19 protein-coding genes are annotated in these 18,113 nt (G+C 57.5%); 9 read left to right on the forward strand and 10 right to left on the reverse strand.

Annotated elements, in window-relative coordinates; translation table 11 throughout:
• Nucleotides 1-31: 31 nt before the first annotated feature.
• Complete coding sequence (locus tag AC2FD8_RS13655) at nucleotides 32-913, reverse strand: LysR family transcriptional regulator (RefSeq protein ID WP_496857050.1); 882 nt, start codon at nucleotides 911-913, stop codon at nucleotides 32-34.
• Nucleotides 914-1,141: 228 nt separating this feature from the next.
• On the opposite strand from AC2FD8_RS13655, the gene AC2FD8_RS13660 reads away from it, so the two are divergent.
• Nucleotides 1,142-1,498 carry a cupin domain-containing protein gene (locus AC2FD8_RS13660; protein ID WP_496857049.1) on the forward strand — a complete coding sequence of 119 codons (357 nt, stop codon included), beginning with the start codon at nucleotides 1,142-1,144 and terminating at the stop codon, nucleotides 1,496-1,498.
• A gap of 25 nt (nucleotides 1,499-1,523) precedes the next feature.
• Here AC2FD8_RS13660 and ychF read toward each other — a convergent pair whose 3' ends face one another.
• Nucleotides 1,524-2,621: a redox-regulated ATPase YchF gene (gene ychF, locus AC2FD8_RS13665; RefSeq protein WP_496857047.1), complete on the reverse strand. Its 1,098-nt coding sequence runs from the start codon at nucleotides 2,619-2,621 to the stop codon at nucleotides 1,524-1,526.
• Between the two features lie 199 nt (nucleotides 2,622-2,820).
• Here ychF and AC2FD8_RS13670 point away from each other — a divergent pair, with 199 nt between their 5' ends.
• The 7 genes from AC2FD8_RS13670 to AC2FD8_RS13700 all read left to right on the forward strand — a co-directional run bounded on the left by AC2FD8_RS13670 (nucleotide 2,821) and on the right by AC2FD8_RS13700 (nucleotide 8,817).
• On the forward strand, nucleotides 2,821-3,309 hold the full coding sequence (locus tag AC2FD8_RS13670) for an acyloxyacyl hydrolase (protein WP_496857045.1): 489 nt from the start codon (nucleotides 2,821-2,823) through the stop codon (nucleotides 3,307-3,309).
• 79 nt (nucleotides 3,310-3,388) lie between these two features.
• On the forward strand, nucleotides 3,389-4,180 hold the full coding sequence (gene trpA, locus AC2FD8_RS13675) for a tryptophan synthase subunit alpha (RefSeq protein WP_496857043.1): 792 nt from the start codon (nucleotides 3,389-3,391) through the stop codon (nucleotides 4,178-4,180).
• A gap of 133 nt (nucleotides 4,181-4,313) precedes the next feature.
• A complete protein-coding gene (locus AC2FD8_RS13680; RefSeq protein WP_496857041.1) occupies nucleotides 4,314-5,480 on the forward strand; it encodes an alpha-hydroxy acid oxidase in 1,167 nt (388 codons plus the stop codon).
• Nucleotides 5,481-5,715: 235 nt separating this feature from the next.
• The gene (locus AC2FD8_RS13685) at nucleotides 5,716-6,363 is read left to right on the forward strand and encodes a 50S ribosomal protein L25/general stress protein Ctc (protein ID WP_496857039.1); all 648 of its coding nucleotides are present in this window, start codon (nucleotides 5,716-5,718) and stop codon (nucleotides 6,361-6,363) included.
• A gap of 137 nt (nucleotides 6,364-6,500) precedes the next feature.
• Nucleotides 6,501-7,184 carry an aminoacyl-tRNA hydrolase gene (pth, locus tag AC2FD8_RS13690; protein WP_496857037.1) on the forward strand — a complete coding sequence of 228 codons (684 nt, stop codon included), beginning with the start codon at nucleotides 6,501-6,503 and terminating at the stop codon, nucleotides 7,182-7,184.
• An 81-nt stretch (nucleotides 7,185-7,265) separates the two neighbouring features.
• The gene (locus AC2FD8_RS13695; RefSeq protein WP_496857035.1) at nucleotides 7,266-8,429 is read left to right on the forward strand and encodes a serine hydrolase domain-containing protein; all 1,164 of its coding nucleotides are present in this window, start codon (nucleotides 7,266-7,268) and stop codon (nucleotides 8,427-8,429) included.
• 10 nt (nucleotides 8,430-8,439) lie between these two features.
• Nucleotides 8,440-8,817, forward strand: coding sequence for a DUF2237 domain-containing protein (locus AC2FD8_RS13700; RefSeq protein ID WP_170665802.1), 378 nt, complete (start codon nucleotides 8,440-8,442; stop codon nucleotides 8,815-8,817).
• Between the two features lie 139 nt (nucleotides 8,818-8,956).
• On the opposite strand, the gene trpB is transcribed toward AC2FD8_RS13700, so the two are convergent.
• From trpB to AC2FD8_RS13740, 8 genes are all read right to left on the reverse strand, one after another.
• On the reverse strand, nucleotides 8,957-10,204 hold the full coding sequence (gene trpB / locus AC2FD8_RS13705; RefSeq protein WP_496857033.1) for a tryptophan synthase subunit beta: 1,248 nt from the start codon (nucleotides 10,202-10,204) through the stop codon (nucleotides 8,957-8,959).
• Between the two features lie 101 nt (nucleotides 10,205-10,305).
• Nucleotides 10,306-10,947 (reverse strand): phosphoribosylanthranilate isomerase, encoded by a 642-nt coding sequence (locus AC2FD8_RS13710; RefSeq protein ID WP_496857031.1) that lies wholly within the window; start codon nucleotides 10,945-10,947, stop codon nucleotides 10,306-10,308.
• Nucleotides 10,948-10,956: 9 nt separating this feature from the next.
• A complete protein-coding gene (locus tag AC2FD8_RS13715; RefSeq protein WP_496857136.1) occupies nucleotides 10,957-11,307 on the reverse strand; it encodes a lipopolysaccharide assembly protein LapA domain-containing protein in 351 nt (116 codons plus the stop codon).
• Between the two features lie 7 nt (nucleotides 11,308-11,314).
• Complete coding sequence (ihfB, locus tag AC2FD8_RS13720; protein ID WP_008758048.1) at nucleotides 11,315-11,599, reverse strand: integration host factor subunit beta; 285 nt, start codon at nucleotides 11,597-11,599, stop codon at nucleotides 11,315-11,317.
• A gap of 269 nt (nucleotides 11,600-11,868) precedes the next feature.
• Nucleotides 11,869-13,545 (reverse strand): 30S ribosomal protein S1, encoded by a 1,677-nt coding sequence (gene rpsA / locus AC2FD8_RS13725; RefSeq protein WP_496857029.1) that lies wholly within the window; start codon nucleotides 13,543-13,545, stop codon nucleotides 11,869-11,871.
• A 230-nt stretch (nucleotides 13,546-13,775) separates the two neighbouring features.
• On the reverse strand, nucleotides 13,776-14,666 hold the full coding sequence (locus AC2FD8_RS13730; RefSeq protein ID WP_496857027.1) for a hypothetical protein: 891 nt from the start codon (nucleotides 14,664-14,666) through the stop codon (nucleotides 13,776-13,778).
• Nucleotides 14,667-14,915: 249 nt separating this feature from the next.
• Complete coding sequence (locus AC2FD8_RS13735) at nucleotides 14,916-16,601, reverse strand: tryptophan halogenase family protein (protein ID WP_496857025.1); 1,686 nt, start codon at nucleotides 16,599-16,601, stop codon at nucleotides 14,916-14,918.
• Between the two features lie 261 nt (nucleotides 16,602-16,862).
• Nucleotides 16,863-17,399, reverse strand: a complete 537-nt coding sequence (locus AC2FD8_RS13740; protein ID WP_496857023.1) for a hypothetical protein — start codon at nucleotides 17,397-17,399, stop codon at nucleotides 16,863-16,865.
• A gap of 218 nt (nucleotides 17,400-17,617) precedes the next feature.
• Here AC2FD8_RS13740 and AC2FD8_RS13745 point away from each other — a divergent pair, with 218 nt between their 5' ends.
• On the forward strand, nucleotides 17,618-18,094 hold the full coding sequence (locus AC2FD8_RS13745; protein ID WP_496857021.1) for a YHS domain-containing (seleno)protein: 477 nt from the start codon (nucleotides 17,618-17,620) through the stop codon (nucleotides 18,092-18,094).
• The last annotated feature ends 19 nt before the right edge of the window (nucleotides 18,095-18,113 follow it).

The following is an 18,113-nucleotide window of genomic DNA, read 5'->3' on the forward strand; positions in this document are numbered from 1 at the left end:
CTTTTGGCAATCGCACGATAACGACACCTTATCACCGCAAAGACGTCACGACCGCCCTCAGCGCCTCGACCGTCGGCAATTCAGGGTCGCGCGTCAGGGTGGCCAGACAAATCGGCTTGCTGACAACGGGATCGACCAGCGGCAGCACCTTTGTCCCCTTCAATTCCCCCAGTGCCCGCACCAGAACGCGCGGCACGACGGTGGCCGCCAGCCCCTCGCGCGCCATCACCATCGAGGCGGTAAAACCGCTGGTTTCCGCCACGATATCGGGATGCAGCCCCTGTTCCGCAAACACCCGATCCAGAATGCGCCGGTTCTGCATCTGCGGCTCAAGCAGGCTGAGCGGGAACTCGGCCACCTGTGCCCATGGAATCGGGCCAGTCTGATCTGTCATATGTGACGGAACCAGCAGCACATAGGTTTCCTCATACAAAGGCTGCACCCGCCGGAGATCTGTGCCGATGCTGTCGCCATAGGTCACGCCCGCATCCAGACTGCCCTCATCCAGCCGATGCTGAATCGCGGTGGCCGACATGGTTTCGATCCGGGTTACGATGCGCGGATGCGCCTGTCGCAGCCGTTTGGTCAGCCGTCCGGTAAAGGCGATGGCAGTCGGGATCACGCCAAGGATCAACGTGCCGGTGATCTCACCCTTGGCCGCCAGCACCTGCTGCTCCAGCGCCTTGGTGTCATCAAGGATTCGCCGCGCCCGCTGCACGATCATCTCACCCTCTTCGGTCAGTCCCTGAAACCGGTTGGCGCGGCGGACGATGGAGACACCCAACCGGTCCTCAAGGTTGCGGATCCGCATCGAGAAGGCAGGTTGAGAGATCCCGCACTCTTCAGCCGCTTTGGCAAAATGCCGATGTCGTGCCAAAGCGCTGAGCAGCTGGAGGTCGCGGATTTCGATCATGTATTGGCATTCCAACGATAAAGGTCACACCCAAACTAGAGCGATTTGGGAAAGATAGGAATGTGTGGGTTGCCCGAAAGCATGCAGAGACTGGCAATGCCGTGCCCATGACGACGGCGCCCAGGGTTGTCAGACATCCATCAGCCGCGACGACATGACCATTCGCTGCAATTGCGCAGCCGGTGGCCTGCAAGGTAAATGATATCCAAAAGCGACGGGAAAACGCAGATGAAAACAGTCAACCTTGCAGAAAAGCTCAACCAATTCTCCAGCCATTGGGACCCGCACGTGGTTGCCGACTACAACGACAATGACGTCATGGTGGTGAAGTTCATTGGCGAGTATCCGTTTCACAAACACGACACGACGGATGATTTCTTTTTTGTCCTCGAAGGCGAGATGGTGATGGATATCGAGGGACAGCCCTCACGAACCGTCAAAGCGGGCGAGCTTTTTGTGGTGCCAAAGGGCGTTGTTCACCGACCAAGGGCAGAGAAAGAAGTCAAAGTGCTGTTGATCGAACCCAAAGGCGAACCGAACTCGGGCGATTCCGACAGGGAACCGGCACCCAAACCCCGTTTATAAGCCTCCGTTCCTGTTCAGCACGACATCAGGTGTTGAACAGGAAATGCATCACATCGCCATCTTTGACGATGTAACCCTTGCCCTCGGCCCGCATCTTGCCCGACTCTTTCGCGCCCTGCTCGCCATTGGCGGCGATATAGTCGTCATAGGCGATGGTTTCCGCACGAATGAAACCCTTTTCGAAATCGCCATGGATCACGCCTGCGGCTTGCGGCGCGGCAGTGCCGGTTCGGATGGTCCAGGCGCGGGCCTCTTTTGGGCCGACGGTGAAATAGGTTTCCAGCTTCAGCAGGTCGTAACCCGCACGGATCAGACGGTCGAGGCCGGGTTCTTCCAGACCCATCTCGCTCAGAAACATCTCGGCTTCTTCGTCTTCCAGCAGGCTGATCTCTTCTTCGATCTTGGCGCTGATGATGACGTGGGAATTGCCCTGCGCCGCAGCCATCTCGGCGACCTTGGCTGAATATTCATTCCCGTCGGAAGCTTCTTCCTCGGACACGTTGCAGACATAAAGCACCGGTTTGGTGGTCAGCAGTTGCAGCATCTTCCACGCTTTTGCATCCTCATCGGATACCTCAACCAGACGCGCGGGTTTGCCGTTTTCCAGCATGGCCTGCGCCTCGGCCAGAAGACGCTCCTGCTGCTGCGCCTCTTTGTCGTTGCCTTTCAGCTTGCGCACCAGATTGGCGCGGCGCTTTTCGATGCTTTCCAGATCGGCCAGCATCAGCTCGGTCTCGATCGTGTCGGCGTCGGCCACGGGATCGACGCGGCCATCCACGTGGGTCACGTCGCCATCTTCGAAACAACGCAGCACATGGGCGATCGCATCCGTCTCGCGGATATTGGCCAGAAACTGGTTGCCTAGTCCCTCACCTTTCGAGGCCCCTTTCACCAGACCGGCGATATCCACGAAGGTCATCCGCGTCGGGATGATCTGCTTCGAGGCCGCAATCGCCGCCAGTTTGTCCAACCGGTCATCGGGTACGGCCACATCGCCCACATTGGGTTCGATGGTGCAGAACGGGAAATTCGCGGCCTGAGCGGCTGCGGTTTTGGTCAACGCGTTGAAGAGGGTCGACTTGCCCACATTCGGCAAACCCACGATTCCCATTTTAAAGCCCATGACGGTCTCCTGATGCTTTTCGCGGCTGCTTCTAGGCGGGTCAGGGTGAATGCGCAAGCCAATGTGGCGAGTGGGTACCCTTCACCCTCACGCTGAGTTCACGGTTTTGTTCCCTTGTTGTGTTCATGCACGCATTGAAAAGGGGTATCGGGAATAAACACCTGAAAAGGCATATTGAAGACCAAACGGAAATGTTCCCATGAAGAAAATCCTCGCTTTATCGGCTGCTCTGACCCTTTGCGCAGGCATCGCGCATGCCCAGTCCATAATTCTTGGGGCAGGTTTCGCTGACTTCTCGGACGGCGATGCGGACGATCATGCGCTTATTGCACTGGAATATCAGCACCGCCCGTTTCATCAGGCCACCCGGTTCAGCGTTGGTTGGGGGGCAGCCCTGTCGATCGACGAAGCAGGCGATACCCATATTGGCGCGGGTTTGGTTGGTCTCTATTCCCTGAACGACCGCTGGTTTCTGGAAGGCAGCGTCATGCCCGGCTACTTTTCCGAGGCTGACGAGTTGAACGATCTGGGCGGCAGCTTTCAAATCCGCAGCCTTCTTGGGGTGGGGTACACTCTGGACAATGGCAACAAAGTGTCGCTAGCCATCACACACAAATCCAACGCCAGCACGCAAGAGGATAATCCGGGCGTCAACGCCCTGCTTGTCCGCTATCACTTCGCGTTCTGAAGGTTTGCGGCCCCAGCGGGATTGATTTTCGGTAAAACTTTCTGCACATCAGGTCCAAACCTGACTGCAAGGACACGCCATGACCCGTATCGACGCCAAGTTTGCCGCTCTGAAAGCCGAGGGGAAAAAGGCCTTTGTCGCCTATGTGATGGCAGGCGACCCAGATTATGAGACCTCGCTTGAGGTCGTCAAAGGGTTGCCAGGCGCGGGCGTGGATGTGATTGAGCTTGGCCTGCCCTTTACCGACCCGATGGCGGATGGGCCAACGATCCAGCTTGCAGGTCAGCGCGCCTTGGATGGCGGCATGACCCTGCAGCGCACGCTCGATCTGGCGCGCACGTTCCGGGAAACCGACGATACGACCCCGATTGTTTTGATGGGCTATTACAATCCGATCTACAACCGTGGCGTCGATACGTTTCTGGAAGATGCCAAAGCCGCCGGCATCGACGGGCTGATCGTCGTCGACCTGCCGCCGGAAGAAGACGAAGAGCTTTGCCTGCCCGCACAAGCCGCCGGTCTGAACTTCATCCGCCTCGCGACACCAACCACCGATGACAAACGCCTGCCGCGCGTGCTGCAGAACACCTCTGGCTTTGTTTATTACGTCTCGATCACCGGAATCACCGGAGCGGCCGAGGCGCAGGCCACCAATGTCGGCCCCGAGGTCGCCCGGATCAAATCCGCCACCGACCTGCCGGTCATCGTGGGCTTTGGCATCAACACGCCCGAGAAATCACAGGCCATTGCTTCGGTCGCGGATGGGGCGGTTGTCGGATCGGCCATCGTCAGCCAGATCGGCGCAGGCAAACCCGTGGCCGAGGTGCTGGATTTCGTGAAGTCCCTCGCGGATGGTGCCCATTCCGCATAAACCCCGATGATCAGATTGCTTTTGAGGCGCGGCTGACATGGGACAGCCGCGTTTTTTGATTGCGCGACGGCGTTGCGAAACTGCGCTTTAGCCGGTTACACAATTCGGGACAATTCAAGGAAGGTTCCGGAACATGCCCGTGATTACGACGATTGAAGACCTGCGACGGATCTACGAACGCCGTGTGCCCCGCATGTTCTACGACTACGCGGAAAGCGGAAGCTGGACCGAGCAGACCTTTCGCGAGAACAGTTCGGATTTCGAGAAAATCCGCCTGCGCCAAAGGGTAGCGGTGGATATGGCGGGCCGGTCGACCGCATCGCAGATGATTGGCGAAGACGTGGCGCTTCCGGTCGCGCTTGCCCCTGTCGGGCTGACCGGCATGCAACACGCGGACGGGGAAATGAAAGCCGCCAAAGCCGCCGAGGAGTTCGGTGTGCCCTTCACCCTTTCAACCATGTCCATCAACTCGATCGAGGATGTGGCCGAATACACCAGCAAACCGTTCTGGTTTCAGCTCTATACCATGAAGGACGAAGACTATGTCAGCCGTCTGATCCAGCGGGCCAAAGACGCAAAGTGTTCCGCGCTGGTGATTACGCTGGATCTGCAGATTCTGGGACAGCGCCACAAAGACCTGAAGAACGGCCTTTCCGCCCCGCCAAAACTCACCCCCAAAACAATCGCCAACCTGATGACAAAATGGTCATGGGGTATCGAGATGTTGCAAGCCCAGCGGCGTGAGTTCGGCAACATCGTCGGCCATGTCGAAGGTATCTCCGACGCCTCATCCCTGGGCGCGTGGACGGCTGAGCAATTTGACCCCAGCCTCGACTGGACCAAGGTCGAAAAGCTGATGAAGCAATGGGGCGGCAAAGTGATCCTGAAAGGCATACTCGACGCCGAGGACGCAAAGATGGCCGCCAAACTCGGCGCAGATGCTATCATTGTGTCGAATCACGGGGGCCGACAACTGGACGGCGCGCTGAGTTCAATCCGCGTGTTACCACAGATCATGGACGCTGTCGGCGGAGATGTCGAAGTGCATCTGGACAGCGGCATCCGGTCCGGTCAGGACGTATTGAAAGCCTTGGCGCTGGGGGCAAAGGGCACCTATATCGGCCGCGCTTTCATCTATGGGCTGGGCGCGATGGGTCAATCCGGTGTGACAACCGCCTTGGACGTCATTCAGAAAGAGCTTGATACCACAATGGCCCTGTGCGGCGAGCGCAATGTCACTGATCTGGGTCGCCACAACCTGCTTGTGCCCGAGGATTTCGGCGGGCGCTGGCAAAGCTGAACCGGTATCGGGGGCGCTGCCCCCGCCGCCCCTGCAGGGGCGACTCCCCCGAGGTATTTCTGAACAGAAGAAGCAACGGGCGCCTCGCATCTTCTTCTGTTTGAAAATACCTCGGAGCGCGAGGCAGAGCCTCGCAAAATATTGCTTTCCAAACCACAAGAAACAAGCTAAGGACGCGGCTTCACGCGGGCATACAGCCTTGGAGGATGCCCGCCCTAACATTGGAGAATATATCATGGCTGGAGAGATTCCTGATCTCGTAGCTCTGGAACGGACGGGGACAGGCAAGGGCGCCGCTCGTCAGACTCGCCGCGAAGGCATGGTTCCGGGCGTTGTATTCGGTGGCGACAAAGAGCCGCTGGCAATCAAGGTCCCGTTTAACGAACTGTTCAAGCGTCTGAAAGCTGGCCGGTTCAAGTCGACCCTGTGGAACCTGAAAGTTGAAGGCCACGAAGACGTCCGCGTCATCTGCCGCGACGTTCAGCGCGACGTTGTCAAAGACCTGCCGACCCACCTGGACCTGATGCGCCTGCGTCGGACCACCAAGATCGCGCTGTTCATCCCCGTTGAGTTCGTCAACGAGGAAGAAGCACCCGGCATCAAGAAGGGTGGCGTTCTGACCGTTGTCCGCCCCGAGGTTGAACTGGTTTGCACCGCCGGTGATATTCCTGAGAAGATCACCATCGATCTGACCGGTCTGAACATCAACGACGTTGTCACGATCTCGTCGGTCGACCTGCCTGCTGGCACCAAACCGACCATCGACCGTGATTTCGTAATCGCCAACATCTCGGCTCCGACCGGTCTGTCGACCAGCGACGACGACGAAGGTGAAGAAGTGGCTGCAGACGAAGTTGAAGTCGTCGGTCAGGAAGAAGAATAAGACGAAACTACCGGTTTCGAATGGACAGACGGGGCCCCGCATCGGGCCCCGTTTTCTTTTTGGAACGGGCTGGAAAATGCGGGCCGCTTTGTGCCATCACCGGTTTGTACTGAAGGCGCTCAACAAAGGATCAAGGCATGAAGCTGTTCGTCGGATTGGGGAACCCGGGCTCAAAATACGCCCGCAACCGGCACAATATCGGTTTCATGGCCGTCGATCGGATTGCCGACGATCACAGCTTTGGCCCGTGGAAATCCAAGTTTCAGGCCGAAATTGCCGAGGGGCGTCTTGGGCATGAGAAGGTGCTACTGATCAAACCCCAGACCTTCATGAACCGCTCGGGTCAATCTGTGGGCGAGGCGATGCGGTTTTACAAGCTCGACTCAACTGATGTGACCGTTTTCCATGACGAGCTGGACCTTGCCCCCGGCAAGGTGCGGGTCAAGGCGGGCGGCGGACATGCCGGGCACAATGGGCTGCGATCCATTCATGAGCATATCAGCCCGGCCTATGATCGTGTGCGTTTGGGCATCGGACATCCCGGGCGGAAAGAGATGGTCTCGCCCCATGTTCTGGGTGACTTTGCCAAGGCCGATGGGGACTGGCTGGAGGACGTACTGCGCGGCGTTGCAGACGGCGCGGGCCATCTGGCGGATGGTGACGGCGGCAAGTTCATGAATGCCGTTGCTTTGCGCACCGCACCGCCTCGCTCTTCGACCTCGCCAAAGCCCGCAAAATCGGCCCCAAAACCCGAGGCGAAGCCTGTGCCCGAAGAGGAAAACCGCTTGGCCATGCAAAAGCTGCTGGACAAGTTCAAATAACCTGCGCCCTTGGTGCCGTAAGGTCTTGATTGCGGAATGCGGCGTCTCGCGCTCCTATATCAACGGAGAGGGAGGCATTTCATGAAAGCTCTGTTCAAATGGGTGTTGCGGATCACTCTGGCATTGGTCCTGGCCGCAGTGGTTGTTGGCGTCTGGAAACGCGAAGAAATTCAACGACTATTGGCCGTTAACTCTCTGTTTTCCGAAGAGAAGATCGTCCAGAATTTCTCTCACATGGATGAGGCTTTCCTGACCGCCAACCTGCCCCGAGGCAACGGCCCAACGTGGGAGCTGCCCTACGGCCCCGGTTTTGACCTGCCCGAAGGGACCGATGACTGGATCGAGGATCGCGCCGTGACCTCGCTTCTGGTGATGCAGGACGGCCAGATCCGGTTCGAGGAATATTATCTGGGGACAGGTCCCGACGATCGCCGGATCTCCTGGTCGGTCGCGAAAAGCTATCTTTCGGCGCTTCTGGGGATTCTGCTGGACGAAGGCGTGATCACATCGCTTGATGATCCGGTGGTGAAATACGCGCCCACCCTGACCGGCAGTGCCTATGAGACCGCCTCGATCCGCAACGTGCTGAATATGGCCAGCGGGGTGGTCTTTGACGAGGACTATTTTGACCCGAACTCTGACATCAACCGGATGGGCCGCGTTTTGGCTCTCGGGGGCGAATTGGATGATTTCACCATCGCGCTACAGGACAGCTTCATCGAACCTGGCGAGAGCTGGCAGTATGTGTCGATCGACACGCATGTCATCGGCATGGTGATACGGGGGGCCACCGGGCGCAGCGTCACCGACCTTATGACCGAGAAGATCGTGCAGCCCCTGGGATTGGAGCGCGACGGCTACTATGTCACCGACGGCGCTGGCGTGGCGTTTGTGCTGGGTGGTCTCAACTTCACCACCCGCGACTTCGCGCGCTTCGGCCAAGTGATCCTGCAGGGCGGAGAACATGACGGCGAGCAGCTGGTACCCGCGGAATGGATCAAGGAATCAACCTGGCCCAGCGCCCCGACCGAGCCCGGAAAGATCGGCTACGGCTATCAATGGTGGATCCCCGTTGGCGCGCATGAAGGAGAATTTCTGGCCCGCGGGGTCTATGGGCAATATATGTATTTCGACCAGCCTCGTGGCGTTCTCATCATGACAACCGGCGCGGATCGCAAATTCCGTGATCCGGGCGTCAACGAAGAGAATGTCGAAATGTTCCGCAGTATCGCGCAAAGCCTGTAAGGTGAGCCTTATGCAGAAAGAAGACAGCATCAATGTTCTCGGAGGAGTCCTGGCCGATTGCTCGAAAGACCCGTTGACCGGGTTCTTCCGGGACGGAGCCTGCAACACCTGCATCGAGGATCAAGGCAGCCACACCGTCTGCGCCGTCATGACGGCCGAGTTTTTGGCCTATTCGAAATATGTCGGCAACGACCTCAGCACCCCTCGGCCCGAGTTCAACTTTCCGGGCCTCAACCCCGGGGACAGCTGGTGTCTTTGCGCCGGTCGCTTTCTTCAGGCGCATGACGAAGGCTGTGCGCCCAAGGTGCATCTTGAGGCCACGCATCAGCGCGCGCTTGAAATCGTGCCGCTGGACATCCTGCACCAACACGCAGCGCGCGCCAATTGACGGCAGGCGGGGAACAGGAAGACATTATCCGAGCGGAGGGGACCGCCGTAGGTTGAGCGGTTTGAAACCGGTCTGCACGAGCGGCAAAAAAACGGCCCCGCTCTTGGGGTCGGTTCTTTCTGTTACGGTCTGTCAGAGATCAATCCGCCGAGCGGCCCTCAGTATCCGACATGTCGAAGTCCAGATATTTCGCCACAGTCTGCACGTCCTTGTCTCCGCGTCCGCACATATTCATGCAGATCAGGTGATCCTTCGGCAGATCGGGTGCGATCTTCATTACATGGGCCAGAGCGTGGCTGGGCTCTAGCGCGGGGATGATGCCTTCGGTGGCACAGCATAGTTGGAACGCCTCAAGCGCCTCTTTGTCGGTGATGGCGACATAGTTCGCGCGGCCGATATCGTTCAGCCACGAATGCTCAGGCCCGATGCCCGGATAGTCCAGACCGGCCGAGATCGAATAGCCCTCGAGGATCTGGCCATCATCGTCCTGCAGCAGGTAGGTGCGGTTGCCATGCAGCACACCCGGACGACCACCTGTCAGCGAGGCGCAATGCTCCATCTTCTCGTTCACGCCTTTGCCACCGGCTTCGACTCCGATGATGTTGACCGATTTGTCATCGAGGAACGGGTAGAACAGGCCCATCGCGTTCGAGCCACCGCCGATGGCGGCAATGATCGTATCGGGTAAACGGCCCTCGGCCTTCATCATCTGCTCTTTGGCTTCTTTGCCGATGATCGACTGGAAGTCGCGCACCATAGCCGGGTACGGGTGCGGACCGGCCACGGTGCCGATGCAATAGAACGTGTCGCGCACATTGGTCACCCAGTCGCGCAGCGCGTCGTTCATCGCGTCCTTCAGCGTCCCACGGCCCGAGGTTACGGGAATCACCTCGGCCCCTAGCAGACGCATGCGGAACACGTTCGGCGCCTGGCGCTGCACGTCATGGGCGCCCATATAGACGATACATTTCAAGCCGAACTTGGCACAGACGGTGGCCGTGGCCACGCCGTGCTGCCCTGCCCCGGTTTCTGCGATGATCCGGGTCTTGCCCATGCGGCGTGCCAGAATGATCTGGCCCAGCACGTTGTTGATCTTGTGCGCGCCGGTATGGTTCAGCTCATCACGTTTGAGGTAAATCTTCGCCCCGCCCAGATGCTCGGTCAGGCGTTCGGCGTAATACAGAGGCGACGGGCGGCCCACATAATTGGCCCACAAATCGTCCATCTCGGCCCAGAAGGTTGGATCATCCTTGGCGCGGTCATATTCCTCTTCCAGCGACAGGATCAGCGGCATCAGCGTTTCGCTGACGAACCGTCCGCCGAAAATGCCAAAACGTCCCTGTTCATCAGGGCCGGACATGAAGGAATTGAAAAGATCGTTGGCCATGGAAGTCTCCCGCGTCGTACACGTTGTTCATAGGAGGTAGCGGCTGGTTTTGCCATGGCAAAACGTATCTGACCCCTGCTGGGCGCGTCCGGCTGATCAGGTCACTTTGTCGCGTCGATGAAGGCCTTCATCAGGGTGGCATCCTTCACCCCCGGCGCGCTTTCAACGCCGGATGCGACATCAACCTGCCTCGCACCGGTCATGCGGATCGCCTCGGCCACATTGTCGGGGGTCAGGCCACCGGCCAGCATCCACGGCTTGCGCCAATATTTGCGGCCCGCCAGCAGACGCCAGTCAAAGGCCAAGCCATTGCCTCCGGGCAGAACGGCGTTCTTTGGTGGCTTAGCGTCAATCAATAGCTGATCCGCCACATCACTGAACGCATCAATGGCGGCCAGGTCGGTCTCATCGGCCACCCCGATCACCTTCATCACCGGCAGCCCGTATCGATCCTTGATCTGCTGCACACGCTCAACCGCCTCGCCCCCATGCAGCTGCAGGATATCGAACGGAGCGTTCTGGGTAATGCTGTCCAGCACCTCATCCGAGGCATTCACCACCAAAGCCACCTTGGCCACGCCCGCCGGCACATGGTTCGCCAACTCGGCGGCCTGTTGGGGCGAGACATAGCGGGGGGATTTGGCGAAAAAGTTGAACCCCAGATACCGCGCACCCGCATCAACCGCAGCGCGCACGTGATCAGGGGCGGTCAAACCGCAGATTTTTACAGACACATCAGGCATTGCTTTGGCTCAGCTTGCCTCATCCAGAATGGCGAGAACCTCGTCCTTGCCTTCATTCTGCTTTTTCTTGAGCTTCTTGACCTCACGCTCAAGCTTGCGCACTTCGCCTTTCTTGACGGTCGCATCGCGACGATGCTTGTGCTCGCGCATCCATTCCCACAGGAACCCGATGACCAGACCGGCCACAACACCCCCCAGAACCACCAGAAACAGCGGCAGAGAGGTGGCCAGATTGAATCCCAGCAACTCGGCCAGAGGATCCGGCATCAGCTTGAGTTCCACGGATTCCACATTGGCAAGAGAGACCGAGATCAGGATGATCCCCAAAGTCCCCAGAAAAGCATATCGAATGTAGCGCATCATAAGGTCAGGCTTTACCGTTCAATCGGTCCCTAAGCAACTTGCCCGTCTTGAAAAATGGTACGCATTTTTCTTCGACCTGCACGGTTTCACCGGTGCGGGGATTGCGACCTACACGGGCATCGCGCTTTTTCACCGAGAACGCGCCAAATCCGCGCAACTCGACCCTGTCACCGCGCGACATCGCGTCGGTGACTTCCTCGAATACTGTATTCACAATCCGCTCGACATCGCGCTGATATAAATGCGGGTTTTCATCAGCAATTTTTTGAATCAATTCAGAACGGATCATGCGCGCTACCCTCCCAGGCGACCGGTTTACCATCTCTAGTGTTCTGGACAGTATAGAAAAAAACCGGGTTCGGGGGAACGTAAACTCTGTGTGTTGAGGCGGCTATTTCAAGCAATCTCGCATGATTTTTCTCTTGAATACCCAAAATCCCGTTCATGCACACGGGATGTACGTTTTATCGCCCAATTGGGGAACTTGTTGATTCGCAACAAAAACGGCCCCGAACCTATGTTCGGGGCCGCCAAATTCTTTCGGGTCAGAGACCGGGTTTAGTCGCCGGATTTCAGCGCTGCACCCAGGATATCGCCCAGCGATGCACCCGAGTCGGAAGAACCGTACTGTTCCACGGCTTCTTTCTCTTCGGCGATCTCGCGTGCCTTGATCGACAGGCCCAGACGGCGGGTCTTGCTGTCGACATTGGTGACGCGCACGTCGATCTTGTCGCTGACCGAGAAACGCTCGGGGCGCTGCTCAGCACGGTCACGCGACAGGTCCGAACGACGGATGAACGACTTCATGCCTTCGTATTCGACCTCGATGCCGCCATCTTCGATCGCGGTGACTTCAACGGTGATGATCGAGCCACGCTTCACGCCGCCCACGGCTTCGGCGAACTTGTCGCCACCCAGGGCTTTGATCGACAGCGAGATACGTTCTTTTTCAACGTCAACTTCCGAGACAACAGCCGAAACCATGTCGCCTTTGCGGTAGTTCTGGATCGCATCTTCGCCACGCTCGTCCCACGAAAGGTCGGACAGGTGAACCATGCCGTCGATGTCGCCTTCGAGGCCAATGAACAGACCGAATTCGGTGATGTTCTTGACTTCGCCTTCGACTTCGGTGCCCTCGGGGTGCGTTTCTGCAAACACTTCCCATGGGTTGCGCATGGTCTGCTTCAGGCCCAGAGACACGCGACGCTTGGCGCCGTCGATTTCCAGAACCATGACGTCGACTTCCTGGCTGGTCGAAACGATCTTGCCGGGGTGGACGTTTTTCTTGGTCCAGGACATCTCGGACACGTGCACCAGACCTTCGACACCGGCTTCCAGCTCGACGAATGCGCCGTAGTCGGTGATGTTGGTAACACGACCCTGATGGACCGAGCTCAGCGGGTACTTGGCAGCAACCAGATCCCATGGATCTTCCTGCAGCTGCTTCATGCCCAGGCTGATGCGGTGGGTCTCTTTGTTGATCTTGATGACCTGAACATTGATGGTTTCGCCGATCGTCAGGATCTCGGACGGGTGGTTCACACGGCGCCATGCCATGTCGGTGACGTGCAGCAAGCCGTCAACGCCGCCCAGGTCAACAAATGCACCGTATTCGGTGATGTTCTTGACAACACCTTCGACGGTCTGACCTTCGGACAGGTTGCCGATAACTTCGGCACGCTGTTCGGCACGCGATTCTTCCAGGATTGCGCGGCGCGACACAACGATGTTGCCACGGCGGCGGTCCATTTTCAGAATCTGGAACGGCTGCTTCAGACCCATCAGCGGGCCAGCGTCGCGTACGGGGCGCACATCAACCTGCGAGCCGGGCAGGAACGCAACTGCGCCGCCCAGATCGACGGTGAAGCCACCTTTGACGCGACCAAAGATTGCGCCTTCGACGCGCTGGTCGTCGGCATATGCTTTTTCCAGACGGTCCCATGCCTCTTCACGGCGGGCCATCTCGCGCGAGATGACAGCTTCGCCACGGGCGTTTTCTGCGGCACGCAGGTAGACTTCTACCTCGTCACCAACAGCAATTTCAGGGGCTTCGCCGGGATTTGCGAATTCTTTCAGATCAACGCGGCCTTCCATTTTGTAGCCTACGTCGATGATGGCCTGGCCGGCTTCGATCGCCAGAACCTTGCCTTTGACAACAGAACCCTCTTCGGGCGTGTCCATTTCGAAGCTTTCGTTCAGGAGGGCTTCGAATTCCTCCATAGTTGTATCAGCCATGTGGCGTTCATTTCCTTTACATACGTTTTTGCTGGCCGAGCGGTTGTCTCCGCCGGTCTTGTTTGATGCCCATCTGCGACGGGACTATTTGGTCACGGTTACCGAAAAACAAAGAGGGTCGGTTGTTCCGACCCTGCTCGCTCTCTCAATTTTCCGGTGTTTTCACCTTGTGGACGGTGCGTCTATAGAGGCTTCGCCCCAAACAGGCAAGGCCTCAAGCGATGTTCTGCCTACAGCGGAATTTGCAGACCGACGAAGAGCGAGAATGCGTCCACGTCGCTGCTCCGCGATCCGGTCGCGCCATGGGTGTTGCGCGTGGTCGTATTGTAATTCGTGGTGTCCATGACATTGAACAGCTTTGTGTACCCGACACCAATTTCGAGCGCCCCTCCATCAACAAGCTGCCTGACCGGCACGGCAATGCTGGCGGCCAGATCCAAAGAATAAACTGTTTGGCGCTCTTTGCGCGTCAATTCCCCGGCGTTGGATAGCCACGCGTCCTCGATTCTCAGTTCTCGGTCGCCTGTATAAGCACCTGCAAACCCCTCAAGCCGCAAAACGGCCGCGTTAGTCAGGGCGAATTCCTTGCGGGCACCGAAAACTGCTCCGACACCTGAATAGAGGCTCTCACGCCGCTGAGCCGAATATTCAGTCGCGAAAAACATCCGACCATACGATCTGGAGGAAAAGTCAAGAATCCCAAGACCACCCAGAACTTCGATCCCGGTTGATGGGAGTTGTCGCGTCGCCAAAAGTCGGACTTGCGAGAACCGAGTCGTGTTAGACGTTCTTGCGGCATCCATTCCGAGGGTATGGGACAGGCCAATGATGTCGAACGTCCTGTCACCGACCGGCCCTATGTAGTCGTCATCACCCGTGATGCGGTAGAATGTAAACGATAGTTCACCGCCAAAAGATCCGAACAGATCGCTATCAGACAGGGCAACGTAACCATACGCCCCATCGCCGAAATTCGATCCAACAACCAAATCTTCATTGGAGTCGTAAGCGTAAGGGTAATCTGACGTCGCAGAGCTGTACCCACCACGAAGCGTTAGTTTCGTTTCAGCCAACACGCTTGAGGCAAGAAACAGACCGCATAACACGGTCATCATCAGCATTTTCATTTCAACACACTTTACTGGTACCAAAAATACAGGGGTCAACATATCAGGACATCCGGCAGAAGCCTTGGGTTGCTTCACAATTGGTTAACTATTTGCCCAGCGTTGCGCATGGGCAACAGTTTCCAGTAGCATCCACAGCCGCCTATTCCCATAGCCAAGCAACTAAGTGTCACTCTGAAAAGCCAAGCAAATAAGGGAACGTTGACGCAAAGTTCTTTGCTCCCTCTACCTTGCTCAAAATGATCAGAACAACTGCAAATCCTTTGCGCCGCTTTGAATCTCGGCCAGGTTCGGCATGTTCTGGATCCTCGCCGGGGCGGGCATGGTGTCTGGCATGGCCACCGTGGGCTTCACTGCAGCCGCCTTGCCAAAGGCTGGCTTCTCCAACTCACCCCGAATATCGCGCAGAAGCGTTTTGTGATCCGGCATTGTTTGCAGAATCTCATTGAGATGCATGCGCGCGCCCTTCCACCAATGGAACCAGATCGGTTTCTTCAAGGGCCGCAGTCGGTCGCGGATACCTTCGCCATAGCCCGTATCATAAACCTGTTTGCCCAACAGAACCGTCTGATAGACGCGATGATCGAACAGGGATACGAACTCGATATCATGCTCCATCGGCAAGCGATGCTGCCAGAGTTCAAGGTTCTCGGCCAACCGGTCAGGCAGTTTCATTTCGGTCCGCGCATCAATCCAGTATTGATCATCGGTGCGGTTACCAAGGCGGTAGTGCAGACAGATGAACTCCAACACCTCGTTATAGAGCTTGTCCATCTGTCGGTTGTAGCGCGTCCGCAAGGCCGGTTCGATGTCCTGCGTCGGCAGATGCTCGGCAAACCAGCGCACGGCATGATCGATCATGTGGATCGCGGTGCTTTCCAACGGCTCGATGAACCCGCCAGACAAGCCGATCGCGACACAGTTCTTGACCCATGCGTTGCGCACACGCCCAACGCGCATCGGGATCACGCGCGGCGTCAGGCCCTTGCCGCTGTCGCCCAGCCACTCAAGGTATTCATCCGCCGCCTGATCATCCGTCCGGTGCGCGGATGAGAATACATAGCCCGTCCCCACACGGTTGAAGAGCGGCACTCGCCATGTCCAACCCGCACCAAGCGCGGTGGATCGGGTCAGGCTTTCGATCTTTTCCGGATCTGGATGTTCAATCTGCAACGCCATGGCCCGGTCATTCGGCAAATAGTCCGAATAGTCCATGAAGGGCTCACCCAAGGCCTGATTGATGATCAACCCGCGGAACCCGGTGCAGTCAATGACCATTTCAATGTCATGACGGCCTTTGCGCTCGAGCATCAGATGGCTGACATTGCCCTGCTCATCCAGCTCGACCGACTGCACTTCGTCCTGAATGTGTTCAACACCACGTTTGGTGCAGACCTTGGTCAGCATGCCCGCGAATTTCACGGCGTCCAGGTGATAGGCGTATCCGAACCGCTGCTCGAATTCAGGCGCGCCCAACGGCCGCGCGCCTTTGCACATCCGCCCCAAATCGTCATGCGGCGAGATGGACTGGGTGAAATCCCGATCCCCATTGCCAAAGCGCACGAAATACTCGGCCGCCTCCAACCCCTCCAGCATCTGACCATGGGCAAAAGGGTTCACATAGTCGATGCGATTGCCTTTAGCATCCTTGTTCCAATTGCAGAACTTTACGCCCAGCTTGAAAGACGCATTGGTTTCGCGAAAGAAATCCCGTTCCGATATACCCGCCTGCCTGAGCGTGACCGGCATTCTGGGAACCGTTGCCTCGCCCACACCGACGGTCGAGATATTGGGGCTTTCGATCAGGCAGATACGTGGGCGATCTTTAGGCGCGGAGGTGCGCGACAGCACCATCTCCAAAATCAACGCGGTCATCCAGCCCGCGGTCCCACCACCCACGATGGTGATCTTACGCAAACGTTTGGTCATGTTTGTCTGTCCCTGTTGGCTTAGGGAATTTTGTGGCCACTTCCCCCTTTTTCGGAGGTTTCCAGCAGCCTTCCCTTTTTTGCTTGTCAGCGGAGCATAACATTTTTGTTACATCTGACTAGAGTCCTATCGAAACTTCCTTTTTCATTTAAAAAGCAAAATCTTAACAGGATTTATCTGGCTTTTTCAGCTCAAATTGAGAGCTCGAACAACCCGTCAAGGCAGGGATGTGCCAAATTGAAATGCGCTCAAACTCGGGCTTCAGATCTCCTCGCCCTTTTTCAGAAGGTCGTCGATTAGGGCTCGTTGAAGATCGCCGCTATCACCTCCTCCGAATTCAGCCGCACCGCCGGAATACAGGGTGCCATAGGTGTTGGCGATGTTCACGGTTTGCGCCAGGCCCGAGATCAACTGATCTTTTTTGAGCGGCGACAGTGGGTGGATGAACACGGCCCACAAAGTGCCATTGGCAATCGCATAGCGCGCGTCCAGCGTGCTGTCGAAATTGGCCTGCATCATCCGTTGCAGATCTTCTGTCGACAGATCGGCCGTGCTGCTGATGGGCACCATGGCCCGCATTCGGTCCGCCGAGACATCGGTGATCACCAGAACCGGCACATCCGCAACGGTGATCTCGAACCCCGGCCCGCTGGGCTGCGTCTCTGGATCAAGCGCAAAGAGGATCCTGCCCAACCGCTCATAGGTCATCAAAGGCTCGCCCTCAGGCACGGGTAGTTCGGCCTGTTGCGCACTCGCGCCGCCGGCGATGAGGAACAAAATCACAGCTAGTCGGATCATGAGGCCACTCCCATAGTTGCCCCCTTACCTTAGATAGCAACCGGGTCACTGACCAAACAAAGCTGTGTGAAGTGTCTTTGCATGCAATCCGGATGTTTGAACGATCTGCACAGTTTCGCGGCTCATCTGCGATTACACGTACAGATCTTCTATCCTAGCTTTGTCACATCGGCGGAGGGACACCTCGGCCCTGATCTGAAAATGAAAGGACTACAAACATGAAATCGCTCGTCTTCACCGCTTTTGTTGCTGCTCTCGCCCTGTCGGCCCCAGCCTTTGCCGCCGATGAAATCAACGTGTCCAAGGGCATCTCGGCGGCTGGCGCGCCGCTTGCTGCGCATGGGGTGGATTTGGTCGCGCTGATTGACAGCGGCAACCCGGTTGAGGGCTTTGCCAGCCACTCGGCCACCTATGATGGCGCGTCCTACTACTTTACCACCGCCGAAAACCGTGAAGCATTCGAGGCCAACCCGGCAGCCTACCTGCCCCAGCACGGCGGCTTCTGTTCGTTCGGTGTTTCGGTTGGCAAGAAGTTCGACGGTGACCCGGATCAGTACCTGATCGCGGACGGCAAATTGTTCCTGTTCCTCAGCGCCGAAACCCGTGCCGCCTTCCTGAAAGATGTCGCCGGCACCGCCAAAACCGCCGACGACCAGTGGGCAAATATCAAGAGCATCGCCGTCGGCGAACTCTGATCCCCTCTGACAACGGCCC

The sequence above is a fragment of the Ruegeria sp. YTSC192 genome, assembly GCF_059609705.1.